At 33.2% G+C, this 13241-nt stretch carries 11 protein-coding genes and 1 rRNA gene; 3 read left to right on the forward strand and 9 right to left on the reverse strand.

Annotated elements, in window-relative coordinates; genetic code table 11:
• Nucleotides 1-7: 7 nt before the first annotated feature.
• Nucleotides 8-466 (reverse strand): Lrp/AsnC family transcriptional regulator, encoded by a 459-nt coding sequence (locus tag IR213_RS12905; RefSeq protein WP_194312722.1) that lies wholly within the window; start codon nucleotides 464-466, stop codon nucleotides 8-10.
• Nucleotides 467-646: 180 nt separating this feature from the next.
• On the opposite strand from IR213_RS12905, the gene IR213_RS12910 reads away from it, so the two are divergent.
• Nucleotides 647-1864 (forward strand): aminotransferase class I/II-fold pyridoxal phosphate-dependent enzyme, encoded by a 1218-nt coding sequence (locus IR213_RS12910; RefSeq protein WP_194312723.1) that lies wholly within the window; start codon nucleotides 647-649, stop codon nucleotides 1862-1864.
• Between the two features lie 101 nt (nucleotides 1865-1965).
• On the opposite strand, the gene glgB is transcribed toward IR213_RS12910, so the two are convergent.
• From glgB to IR213_RS12935, 5 genes are all read right to left on the reverse strand, one after another.
• Nucleotides 1966-3870: a 1,4-alpha-glucan branching protein GlgB gene (gene glgB / locus IR213_RS12915; RefSeq protein ID WP_194312724.1), complete on the reverse strand. Its 1905-nt coding sequence runs from the start codon at nucleotides 3868-3870 to the stop codon at nucleotides 1966-1968.
• Nucleotides 3871-3912: 42 nt separating this feature from the next.
• The gene (locus IR213_RS12920; protein WP_194312725.1) at nucleotides 3913-5559 is read right to left on the reverse strand and encodes a trehalose synthase; all 1647 of its coding nucleotides are present in this window, start codon (nucleotides 5557-5559) and stop codon (nucleotides 3913-3915) included.
• Nucleotides 5560-5561: 2 nt separating this feature from the next.
• Nucleotides 5562-7493 carry an alpha-1,4-glucan--maltose-1-phosphate maltosyltransferase gene (locus tag IR213_RS12925; protein ID WP_194312726.1) on the reverse strand — a complete coding sequence of 644 codons (1932 nt, stop codon included), beginning with the start codon at nucleotides 7491-7493 and terminating at the stop codon, nucleotides 5562-5564.
• A gap of 125 nt (nucleotides 7494-7618) precedes the next feature.
• A complete protein-coding gene (locus tag IR213_RS12930; RefSeq protein ID WP_194312727.1) occupies nucleotides 7619-8899 on the reverse strand; it encodes a glucose-1-phosphate adenylyltransferase in 1281 nt (426 codons plus the stop codon).
• Nucleotides 8889-10316, reverse strand: a complete 1428-nt coding sequence (locus IR213_RS12935; protein ID WP_194312728.1) for a glycogen synthase — start codon at nucleotides 10314-10316, stop codon at nucleotides 8889-8891. Before IR213_RS12935 ends, IR213_RS12930 begins: the two co-directional genes overlap by 11 nt.
• A gap of 187 nt (nucleotides 10317-10503) precedes the next feature.
• On the opposite strand from IR213_RS12935, the gene IR213_RS16590 reads away from it, so the two are divergent.
• Nucleotides 10504-10728 carry a hypothetical protein gene (locus tag IR213_RS16590; protein ID WP_317173152.1) on the forward strand — a complete coding sequence of 75 codons (225 nt, stop codon included), beginning with the start codon at nucleotides 10504-10506 and terminating at the stop codon, nucleotides 10726-10728.
• A 293-nt stretch (nucleotides 10729-11021) separates the two neighbouring features.
• Nucleotides 11022-11372, forward strand: coding sequence for an alpha/beta hydrolase (locus tag IR213_RS16595; RefSeq protein WP_317173153.1), 351 nt, complete (start codon nucleotides 11022-11024; stop codon nucleotides 11370-11372).
• Here IR213_RS16595 and IR213_RS16485 read toward each other — a convergent pair whose 3' ends face one another.
• The 3 genes from IR213_RS16485 to rrf all read right to left on the reverse strand — a co-directional run.
• Complete coding sequence (locus tag IR213_RS16485; protein WP_262892065.1) at nucleotides 11373-12059, reverse strand: amidase family protein; 687 nt, start codon at nucleotides 12057-12059, stop codon at nucleotides 11373-11375.
• 11 nt (nucleotides 12060-12070) lie between these two features.
• On the reverse strand, nucleotides 12071-12991 hold the full coding sequence (locus IR213_RS16490; protein ID WP_262892066.1) for an amidase family protein: 921 nt from the start codon (nucleotides 12989-12991) through the stop codon (nucleotides 12071-12073).
• 178 nt (nucleotides 12992-13169) lie between these two features.
• Nucleotides 13170-13241: ribosomal RNA gene (gene rrf / locus IR213_RS16725) — 5S ribosomal RNA — on the reverse strand; the annotation flags it as partial.

The raw sequence follows: 13241 nt of genomic DNA on the forward strand, positions 1-13241 counted from the left end.
TCAATTTCTATACCTCGATTATTGTAGTGTTTTTAACCTCACGTATCATAAAGGTACTGTGCGTACTTCCAATATGTTCCAATGCAGTAAGTTTATTAACCAAAAACTCTCGATAAGCTTCCATATCTTTTACCAAAATTTTCAAAATATAATCGTAATCACCACTCACATGATGACATTCCAGGACTTCTTTGAGCTTGATGACTTCACTTTCAAATTTGGTAAGGAACTCTTTAGTATGTTGAATGAGTCTGATGTGGCAAAAAACCACAAATCCTTTTTCGACTTTCGAACGATTCACCAAAACAACATATTTATCAATTACACCTTCTCTTTCCAATTTTTTAATACGTTCATAAACGGCTGTTACCGAGAGATTAAGTTTTAATGACAATGCTGCTGTAGTTTTTTTGCAATCACTTTGCAAAAGAAAAAGTAACTTTTTATCTATGGAATCTAAAATCATTTGTGTCAAATTTGAAGGTTAGTAACAAAAACTGAAATAATTTAATTTTATCAGCTAATTTAGAAAATAAATTTAATATTATTAAATATTTTAGTTTTAAAATCTAAATAAAAACAATAGTATTGATTTTATGTCTATTTATTTAGAACTTTGATAAACAAACACAAAAAACTTATAGCAATGAAATTCAATCCAGCAGATGATATTCAAGATTTACAATACTTTGGAGAATTTGGAGGGGTAAATCCTTCTATTTCAGACAGTTCAACATACACTTTTTTATCTGCAAAAACGATGTTCGATACATTTGAAGGCAATGCCGATGGCTGCTACTTGTATTCCCGACATTCCTCACCAAGTAATTTGTATTTAAGCAAAGCATTGGCTGCAATGGAAGGAACAGAATCTGCTAATGTTGCTGCATCGGGAATGGGAGCAATTACTCCTGTACTTTTGCAACTATGTGGTTCGGGTGATCATATTGTTTCCAGTAGAACTATTTACGGGGGAACTTATGCTTTTTTAAAGAATTTCAGTCCAAGATTAGGCATCAAAACTACCTTTGTCGACATCACAAAAATGGATAAGGTTGAGGCAGCAATAACAGCCGAAACCAAGGTTTTATATTGTGAAACCGTAAGTAATCCTTTGCTCGAAATTGCTGATATTGAAAGTCTGGCTAAAATTGCAAAAAGACATAATATCAAACTGGTTGTCGATAACACTTTTTCACCTTTGTCAGTTTCTCCTGCAAAATTAGGAGCGGATATTGTTATTCACAGTTTGACAAAATATATCAACGGAAGCAGTGATACTCTTGGCGGAGTAACTTGTGCATCTCAAGAATTTATCGATAGCTTAAAAAATGTAAACAATGGAGCAAGTATGCTTCTTGGACCTACAATGGATAGTTTACGGTCAGCTAGCGTGATGAAAAATCTGAGAACTTTACACATCCGAATGAAACAACACAGCCATAATGCGATGTATCTCGCAGAACGTTTTGAAAAAGATGGTTTAAAAGTGGTTTATCCCGGTTTGAAAAGTCATTCCGGTCATAATTTGTATAAAAGTATGATTAATCCCGAATATGGTTTTGGCGGAATGATGACTTTAGATGTTGGAACTTTGGACAAAGCCAATGAATTAATGGAATTGATGCAAAGCAGAAAATTAGGCTATTTGGCCGTGAGTCTAGGATTTTATAAAACCTTGTTTAGTGCACCAGGAACTTCTACATCAAGCGAAATACCGTTAGAGGAACAAGTGGCTATGGGGCTAACTGATGGTTTAATTCGCTTTTCTATTGGCCTGGACAACAACATTGAGCGTACTTATCAGATGATGAAAGAATGTATTGTTGAACTTGGAGTTTTAAAAATTCCAATTTTAATTTAAAACATTTCTATAAATAAAAATACCCCCAAATAGTGTCTAACTTTTTGGAGGCAGTTCAAATACTTTTATAATGTATTTTGGGATTTTTTTATAAATTATATTTAAGAATATTTATATACAGTAACGCTCAAAGGAGGTAAAAGTAATTCAATTGAATAATCTCTTCCATCATAAGGCAATGCTTCGACAGTCAATTTATTCGGATTTTCCACTCCACTTCCACCATAAGTAGAGGCATCGCTATTGAAAATTTCTGTTAGTTTTCCTTTTTTTGGTAAACCAATACGGTAGTTTTGGCGAACAACCTGAGTGAAATTACAAACTACAATCACGTCGTCTTTTGGTTTGTTTCCTTTCCGAATAAAACTCATCACGGCATTTTGATGATCCGAATAATTAATCCATTCGAAACCTTCAGGACTAAATTGTTTTTCATGTAATGCAGGTTGCGATTTATACAAAGCATTCAGGTCAGTAATTGTTTTTTTTATGCCTTCGTGGAAATTATATTGCAATAAATGCCAGTCTAAACTTCCTTCAAAATTCCATTCGGCACTTTGTCCAAATTCACTTCCCATAAACAATAATTTTGCTCCAGGATGCATAAACATATAGCCATAAAGCAACCGTAAATTAGCAAATTTTTGCCATTCGTCACCGGGCATTCTTCCTGCAATAGATTTTTTTCCATAAACTACTTCATCATGAGAAAGCGGTAACATAAAATTTTCAGAAAAAGTGTAAGTCATCGAAAAGGTCAAATCGTTTTGATGGTATTTTCTATAAACCGTGTCTTTTTGAAAATATTCCAATGTATCATGCATCCAGCCCATCATCCATTTCATTCCAAAACCTAATCCACCAGCGAATGTAGGTCTGGAAACCATTGGGAAAGAAGTGCTTTCTTCAGCAATTGTCTGAACTCCTTCAAAACTGGAATAAACCGCTTCATTAAATTCTTTCAAGAAACTTATGGTATCCAAGTTTTCTCTGCCACCATAAATATTAGGCTCCCATTCTCCATCTTCTCTGGAATAATCCAAATATAACATAGAAGCAACTGCATCAACCCGAAGTCCATCTGCATGATAATGTTGCAACCAAAAAATGGCATTACTAATCAAGAAAGAACGTACTTCATTTCGTCCATAATTAAAAACCAAACTTTTCCAATCCGGATGATAGCCTTTTCTACGATCTGGATGTTCGAAAAGATTTGAACCGTCAAAAAATCCCAAACCATGTGCATCGTCAGGAAAATGTGATGGAACCCAGTCTAAAATCACTCCAATTCCTGCTTGGTGTAATTTATCGACCAAAACCATAAAATCTTGTGGTTTTCCAAAACGGGAAGTCGGCGCAAAATACCCAACCAATTGATATCCCCAAGACGGATCATATGGATATTCCATTATGGGCATAAATTCCACATGGGTAAAACCCGTTTCTTTGACATAATTTACCAAGTCTTCGGCTAGTTCTAAATACGTCAGGAATTTCCCTTCTGCATTGCGTTTCCAAGACCCCAAATGCACTTCATAAACCGAATAAGGTTTGTCTAAATCATTGTGCTCTTTACGTGTATCCATCCATTTTTTGTCCTTCCACTTGTAATCTAAATCCCAAATGACTGAGGCTGTATGTGGCGGATGTTCACAATATAAAGCAAATGGATCAGCTTTTTCGGTAATAATTCCGTTATTGTTAGATTGAATTTTATATTTATATGTTGACCCTTTTTCAATTCCCGGAATGAATCCTTCCCAAATTCCTGATGAATCCCAACGCACTTGCAATTGGTGTTCGCCTTGAATCCAATAATTGAAATCCCCAACCACAGAAACAGATCGCGCTGATGGTGCCCAAACGGCGAAATAAACACCTTTTACTCCATCAACTTCCAGAAGATGTGCGCCTAATTTTTCGTATAATCTAAAATGTTTTCCCGCTTTGAATAAATCAATATCGAAATCGGTAAAAAGAGAATAAGCTTGTACTTTGTTCATTTTAATTTTGTTATTTTTTTATTTTTTTAAGCTTTTATTATTTTATGATTGCAGTTCCTTCTTAAACTCCATAATACTCGCAATTCCTGTCAAAGGAATTACAGCCCAGCGTGGACGGGAATTTAATTCATATCCCAGTTCATAAACTGCTTTTTCGAGCAGACAATATTTCAATAAGAAATCAATTTCTTTTCTGTAACCAATGTTTAAATTCCCACCTTGGGCAACATCAGTATAAGTATGGATAAAAACCCCCACAAAATATTTGAACAAAATTTCCCCTGCTCTAAAAAGATTTTCTTGTTCATAAGGGTATTTATCTTTATTGTTAAAAATTGTAGCGTAAATAGCGTAATGGAACGAGCGAAACATTCCCGCAACATCTTTCAATGGCGGTTGTTTTACTTTCCGATCACGAATCGTACTTTCGGGTTCGCCTTCAAAATCCAAAATATAAAAATCGTCTCCATTGACCAAAACCTGCCCCAAATGATAATCCCCATGAATACGAATCCGTTCCGATTTTATTTTGGTCCAGTCGAAATCCAAGAATAATTTTCGAATTTCTTTTTTATGATCCAAAAACTGATTGGCTAATTCCAAAGCTAAACCATCTAGTTTATGAAGATTATTTTCGAGTATATTCAAACGGTTTTGAAACTGGTATGTCAATCTATTTTTTAGCCAAACAGTGTAATCACCATTATAAGTGGTTGGCGTAAAAGCCGTTTCGTGAACATCACTTCCTAATGCGATATGCATTTCGGCAGTTCGAGTTGCAAGAGTTTGAATACGAATAAAAATACTCAGTCCTGCCCAATCAATGATTTCGTGGGGAACTTCATTGATTTTTAATCTTTTGAATAATTCAATATCAGGTAATTTACAAATGTTAATATTTTTATATTTCAGATTATCAAAAATTTTATCTATTTCTCCGAGCATAAACTGCCAGGCATCACCTTGATTAGGCACTAATTCCTGCATCAATCCAAGTGTAATATTTCCATCGGTCATAACCACACTTATGCTTCCCATATAAGCTGGCGAACTTTTGAAATTCATTCTTTCGGTAAGAAAACGACTGATTTCATAATCGGGATTCATACTGATGTAAATTCTTCTGAAAATTTTCAACACTAAAACATTGTTGTAAATTATGGATGTATTGCTTTGTTCCACTCCCATAAATTTGGAAGTTTTATATTCTTTTTCATACAGTTTATCCCCTTTGTGAAAATTAACTTTTGATTCGGATTTTTCTTTGGAATGGATAACTTTATCAAACAGTAGTTTTCTGAAATCCTCCTGATGAAGCGCATCAATAAGAAATCCTGATTGCCCGTTCATTTTTACAGGAGCAATTATGGTATTGGTTTCTAACTCATCTTCAGCCATAAAAGCCAATGGCATAAAATAATGCTGGTAAAAAGCTTCTTTAAAATTGACTTCGAGCAAAACACCATAATAAGTATTCTTTTTTGAAGTGATTTTAAAAAAATCAACTACTTCAATATACTTTAAAGTACTCGCTTTTCCGCCATACCAGCGCTTGTTAATAATGTAGTTTTCAAGAATATCCGAAGAGAAAATTTTAACAAATTCCTTGTCTTCAAACGCATTTTTCCAGTCTGTATTGAATACAAACGGATTTTGAAATTCATCTTCATTAATCTTGTTATCTTTCATTATCAGTGAATTTTAAATAAATGAAAAGGTAATTCTGGTGAAAGTGCTACAAAATTCCATTCTTTATCCCAAATATAACTATTTCCTGTAATTAAATCAGTAATATGAACCGGGAGATTTCTTAGCAATTCGTCTGGAAGCTTTACCATTGCTTGACTTGTGCTAAATGCATCAAGGCTTACAACCATTAAAGTTTTATTATGTTTATCATCATCAAATTTGTAATAGGACATAACTTGCTCGTTATTCGTATCACAAAAAACAATATTATTAGTTTGCTGCAACGAAATTTGTTCTTTTCTAATTGTATTGACACGAGTGATTAAAGTCGTTATTTTATTTTGTTTATCCCAATCCCATTTGTAATATTCGTATTTTTCAGAATCTAAATACTCTTCCTTTCCCAATGCCATTGGTGCGCAGACCATATATTCGAAAACGGGTCCGTAAATCCCAACACTAGAACTCAATGTTGCAGCCAAGAAATATTTTTGAAGATGGATGGATTCATTTCCGCTTTGTAAAGCATAAGGATTAATATCTGGCGTATTGGGCCAAAAATTAGGACGATAGAATTCTTTTTGCTCGGATTGAGTTAATTCTTCTACATATTCAGTCAATTCTTTTTTTGAATTTCTCCAAGTAAAATAAGTGTAAGACTGTGTAAATCCTTTCTTCGCCAATTCATTCATAATTTTTGGACGTGTAAATGCTTCTGCCAAGAACAGGACATCAGGATGTTTTTTCTTAATTTCGGTAATCAACCAACCCCAAAAATAAAAAGGTTTTGTATGTGGATTATCGACTCTATAAATCTTGATATCACATTCTTCAATCCAGAATAGCGCCACATCCAACAACTCTTTCCAAAGATTTTTCCAATCGCTGCTTTCGAAATATATCGGTAGAATATCCTGATATTTTTTGGGAGGATTTTCGGCATATTGCACCGTTCCATCAGGTCTCCACTTGAACCATTGCGGAAAATCTTTTACATAAGGATGGTCAGGCGCGGCTTGTAAGGCATAATCCATTGCCACTTCGATTCCTAAATCTTTCGCTTTTTTTACTAATGATTTAAAATCATCAATACTTCCTAATTCCGGATGCGTTGATTTATGTCCACCATATTGTGAACCAATTCCCCAAGGCGAACCTACATCACCAGGTTGAGCATTGGTTGCATTGTTTTTTCCTTTTCTGTTTACTTCTCCAATAGGATGAATTGGCGGAAAATACAAGGTATCAAAACCCATTGAAGCAACTCTTGGTAGCAATTTTTCGCAATCTTTGAATGTTCCGTGTTTTCCAACTTCGGCGGAAGCAGAACGTGGAAAAAACTCATACCAAGTGCTAAATAATGCTTTTTTCCTATCAACGTAAACTTTTAATTCTAATGATTTATTTTCCAGTAAACGAATTGGATATTTCTTGAAGATTTGGTGCAGGTAAGAAGATGTTGCTTCTTCAATTGCCTTGTCATAATCAGATTCATTCGTGAAATAGGCCGCTAGTTTTTCGAGATATTCCTTTTCTTGATCGTTGGCAAATTTCAAGACTGTTTTTACATATTCTGCTCCTTCTAATAATTCCGAATTCACGTGTTGATTGTCTTGAATTTTTCGTTCGATTCCGTGTTGCCAGTTCAAGGCATAATCGACCCACCCTTCAACAAAATAATCGTAAAACCCTTGTTTTTCAACCTTGAAACTCGCATCCCATTCATCATTTACTGACGGATTCATGCGAACTTCCTGCCATTTTTTGTCGTTTTCATGTTTGAATTTTACACAACATTCAATGACGTCATGTCCATCAGAAAAAACATCGGCAGTTACATTTACATTTTGATTTACAATTCTTTTAATTGGATTGGCACCGCAATCAAGTTGTGGCGTAACATTTTCAATTATTATTCGGGTTTGATTCTGCATTTTGTGATTTTAAAAATTCTACTAAATTTAGCAAAAAATAATATTGTAAAAACTTTAATAACAAAATAGATTTATCATTTATTTTGTTATTAAAATCAGTTTAATTTTAGACCGTTGATTATTAATTACTTTATGGTATAATTATCAGGTATCGTTACTCCTTTTTTGACTACTACAATTCCGTCTTTGATAGTGTATAATTCATTCGACAAATCGTTTAAATGCTTTCCACCATTAATATAAACATCATTACCTATCCTACAATTTTTATCTACAATGGCATTGTTTATAAAGCATCTTTCTCCAATTCCCATTAACTGTCTGTTATTTTTCAAATCCTCTTTCATATCATCTATATTTTGATAAAAATCATTACCCATAATATAACTGTTTTGAATTGTTGTATCATCACCAATTCTGGAACGATTTCCAATTACTGAACGAATAACTTCTTTGGCATTTACAATACAACCATCAGAAACTAATGATCTGTCAATGTTTGTCTTTTTGAACTTTGTAGGAGGCAATAACCTTGGTCGTGTGTATATTTTATTATCATCGTCAAATAAATTGAAATGAGGTACATCATCTGTCAAACCAATATTAGCTTCAAAAAAGGAATCAATATTACCAATATCAGTCCAATACCCTTCATATTGAAAACTAAATATTTTTTTATGCCCAACAGCTTGAGGAATGATTTCTTTTCCAAAATCTTTAGTGTTCGGGTTTGACATAATATCAACCAATAATTTCTTGTTGAAAATATAAATTCCCATCGATGCCAAATAATGTTTTCCCTCGCTTTTCATTTGATCGCTTACATCTGATTTCCAATCAGGCAATAGATCTTTTGATGGTTTTTCGATGAAAGATTCAATACAACTTTCAGAATTGGTTCTTAGAATTCCAAATTCAGAAGCATCCTTTTCATTTACGGGCAAAGTGGCGATAGAAATATCAGCTTCGTTTTTGATGTGTTCCTCAATCATCTCATTCAAATCCATTTGATACAATTGGTCTCCCGAAAGTATCAGGGCATAATCAAAATTATGATTCAAAAAATGAGGCATACATTGTCTTACCGCATCAGCGGTTCCTTGAAACCATGTAGGATTGTCAGGGGTTTGTTCTGCTGCCAAAATATCGACAAAAGCATGGCTAAATATACTAAAATGGTACGTATTCTTGATGTGTGCATTCAAGGATGCCGAATTGAATTGTGTCAAAACGAATATTCTATAAATATCCGAATTCATACAGTTTGAGATTGGAATATCAACTAATCTGTATTTTCCTCCAATTGGAACCGCTGGTTTTGAACGTGACTCGGTCAATGGATACAATCTGGAGCCTTGACCACCACCCAGAATAATTGCAATTACATTTTTCTTTTTAGCTTTCATTTTTCTTAATTATTAAATTATACACTTCTATATATTCTTGACAAACACTTTCCCAAGAGTGGTCAATGTTCATTCCTATTTTTCGAATTTTATTTAGACTTTTCTTGTCTTTATACAATTTTATAGCTCTTAGAATGGAATAACAAACATCTGCAATTGATGCCTGATCGTGACAAATTCCGTTTCCATAGTCTTCAAAATCGATTACAGTATCTTTCAATCCACCGGTTCTTCGCACAATGGGAATGGTACCGTATTTAAAAGAATACATTTGGTTTAAACCACAAGGTTCAACTCTTGACGGCATTAATAAAAAATCGGAACCGGCATAAATCAAATGGGCTAATTCTTCATTATAACCAATAAAAACGTTGTAATTTCCTTTAAAACTAGTCAATAAATGATTTAATTGATTTTCAATTTCTGTATTTCCGGAACCTAAAATTAAAATATTTATTTCCTTAAAATTTTCGGATAAAGCCAATGCAGAAGCGTGTGGCAATAAATCAGCACCCTTTTCTTCTAACAATCTCCCAATGAAACTAAAAAGTGGTTTTGTTGGATCCAAATCAAATTGACTACACAACTTTTCTTTATTTTCCTGTTTCCCTTTTGCAAAATCCTTAATAGAATATTTTTTTTCTATCAATTTATCTTTGACAGGATTCCAAACTTCGATATCAATTCCGTTTAAAATCCCCTTAGATTTATGCCGTACAAGATTAAATAATGATTCTAATCCATAAGCAAAATTATTTATTTCATTCAAATAATTTGGAGAAACTGTCGTCACTGCCGAAGCGCATTTTATGGCTGTTGCCAATGAGTTAATTCTATTATCCCATTCTAAAATGGTCACTTTTGACAAATCGAAATCAGGCAAATAATATAATTTATCGAAACCAAACTGCCCTTGATAAATGGAGTTGTGAATCGTAATTACCGTTGATGTATTACTTAATTTTTCATATTTAATGGCATACTGCATCATAAACGGAATCAATCCGGTATGATGATCATGGCAATTTATAACATCAGGAACTTCGGTTCTGGAAATAAACCAATCCAGTGTGGCGATTTGAAAAGCCAAAAAGCGTTCGATGTCATCTTCATATCCATACACTTCCTTTCTGTCGAATAATTCTGGAATATTTACTAAATATAGTTCGAATCCCAACTTATCGGTCTTTTCCTTTAAAACGTTAAAAGGAAAATTAAAATTTCCCAATTTCACATAATCATTATGAACAGTTTCAAATTCATTTTCTTTTATAAATTTTGTGTCATAGCAAGGTATTACAACTCTCACAAGATGTTTCGTATAATTTTGATACTTTGGCAAAGCTCCCACAACATCTCCTAAACCGCCGACTTTTGCTACTGGATAACATTCTGCAGCTATATGAAATATTTCCATTAGAGAAATTTTGTCTTTTTGAATTCTTAATAAAAAAAGTGCAATTTTTTATATAAATTATTCGGATTCTTAATCTCCAATATTTAATTAAATACCTGATTAAACCTATAATTTATTGTTACTTTTATGTTTTTCTAAATTTAGTAAAAAAAATATTAAATAATAACTCGATTGAAAAATTATTGAAATGCCAATAAAAGCATCCAATCACAAGAAATTATTGAAGATTCCCAAACTAATACTGCAAGTTAGTAAATTTATTACTTTTATTTCACCAAAATTAGCAACACTATTTTCTGCAAAATTATTTTCGACACCAATAAAACATAAAATTCCAAAAAGAGAATTAGAAATGGATAGCAAAAGCATACAAAATCGATTTAAAATTCGAGCAATTAACAATAAAGTGTAATAAATAAATATGGAAAAGTGGCAATAAAATTTTATTGTCACACGGATGGTCAGGAAGAGGAACACATCTTTTTAAAATTGCCGACAAATTAATAAAAGTAGGTTATTCAACAATAAGTTTTGATGCCCCGGCACACGGATAAACTCCTAGGAAAACTACTATAATGTCTTAATTTGTTGAAACAATTTTAGAAGTCGAAAAGAAATTTGGTTTGTTTGAAGCAGTTGTCGGCCATTCTTTAGGAGGAATGTCATTACTAAATGCCAAAAAAAAAAGGATTGTCCATAAATTGATTGGCAATTATTGGAAGTGGTGGTATCGTACAGGATATTTTAAACAATTTTGTCGCAGAATTGGAATTAAAACCCAGTACAAGTAAACAATTGCGTTTGCATTTTGAAAAGAAATATGGCAAAGAAATGGACAATTATTCGGCATACAAATCAGCTATGAAAGTATTAATACCTGTTTTAGTAATTCAAGATAAAAACGATGAGGAAGTTGCTGTAAAAGCAGGAATTAACATCCATAAACATTTAAAAAATGGAAAATTATTTCAAACCGGAGACCAGGGTCATAGCAAAGTTCTCGCAAATTCTACAGTAATTAAAAAAGTAGTACAATTTACCAAAGCCAACAACTAATTACAAAAAAGATTTTTTAAATTCTGGCTTGATTCTGTTATTTGATGCTTGTTCATAAGCATAAGCGATTCCAATTAATTTCGGTTCGCTGTAAGCAGTCCCAAAAAAGGATATGCCAACAGGTAAATCATACACTTTCCCCCCTGGAACAGTAATATGAGGATAACCACTCGCAGCGGCTGGCATCGTCAAAGAATATCCCCAGCGATCCCCATAAATCAAATCAATGCTACAAGCGGGCCCCATTGTTATTCCGCAAATTGCATCAAGTTTATTTTCATAAATAACAGAATCTAAAATTTTCTTGCTGCCATTATGGCTTTTATTTAAAGCTTCTGTATACTCTTTTTTCTCAAGTCCACTTTTTAAATTGGAACTTTCTAATGTTTCTTGTTTAAAATAAGGCATTGTTTTATCTTCATTGCCCATATTAAAATCAATAACTTCCTTTAAAGTTTTAACTTTTGCATTTGCTGAAGATAAATAATTATTCAATCCTTCTTTAAATTCATATTGCATAACTTCAAATTCAGCTTCACTAAATGCATTTATTTTATCCAAATAGTCAATTTCAATAATCACAGCACCCTTTTGCTTAAGCAGATTAATTGCGTTTTCTAAAAGTGCATTAATAAATTGATTATTGCCTTGAGGTTTTTTTTCAATTCCAATGCGTTTTCCTTTCAAAGCAGAAGAATCTAAAAATTTAGTATAATCAGAAAAACATTTTCCTTACTTTCGTTTGTTATTGAATCCGTATCATCTATACCCGAAAGAACACCTAATAAAATCGCAGCATCTGTAACGGTTCTTGCCATAGGCCCTGCAGTATCCTGTGTTTTTGATATCGGAATAATTCCTGAACGACTTACCAGTCCAACTGTAGGTTTAATGCCAACTACTCCATTAACAGAAGCTGGGCAAACTATAGAACCATCTGTTTCAGTTCCAACAGCAACTACACAAAGATTTGCTGCAACAGCAGCACCGGAACCCGCACTCGATCCGCATGGATTATGGTCTAAAAAATAAGGGTTTTTCGTTTGACCGCCCCTACTACTCCATCCTGAACTTGATTGTGTAGAACGAAAATTAGCCCATTCGCTTAAATTTGTTTTTCCGATAATTATGGCGCCAGCTTCACGTAATTTTTTAACAATAAAAGCATCATTGGAAGCAAAGTTCCCAATCATAGCTAAAGAACCTGCGGTGGTTTGCATTCTATCAGCAGAATCAATATTATCTTTAATCACGACTGGAATTCCATGCAATGGGCCTCTGGTTTTACCTTCTTTTCTTTCATTATCCATTTGTTTCGCTATTGAAATAGCATCAGGATTTATTTCAATAATTGCATTTAACTTTGGACCGCATTTATCAATCTTTTCAATTCGTTTTAAATATAATTCAACTAATTGTTGTGAACTATACTTACCTGAATCTAATTTTTTACTTAAACTACTGATAGTTTCCTCATCAAGAATAAACCCTTCAATAGAATCAACTTCAACTTTTTTATCTACAATATCTTTTTTAGAATCTTTACAGCCATCAATTAAGAACGTCGTAAGTCCGACAGTTCCTAAAGTTGTAGTCGTCAAAAAGGTCCTTCTTTTCATTTTTACAGAGGTGTCAAAAGTTTAAATAATATTAAATTTATTTTTGATAAAGATATAACTTTTATCCAAATTTTTATCTTTAAACTTATTTTGATCCATATATTCAAAAGATATTGAAATAATCTCAAAACTATTATAAAACAAAAAACCCTGATCTTGCGAACAGGGTTTTCCAAAAGAAAGGCGACGACATACTCTCCCACATAACTGCAGTACCATCTGCGCAGGCGGGCTTAACTACTCTGTTCGG

Origin of the sequence: Flavobacterium soyangense (genome assembly GCF_015277675.1) — a bacterium.
In the GTDB taxonomy this organism is placed as follows: Bacteria; Bacteroidota; Bacteroidia; order Flavobacteriales; family Flavobacteriaceae; genus Flavobacterium; species Flavobacterium soyangense.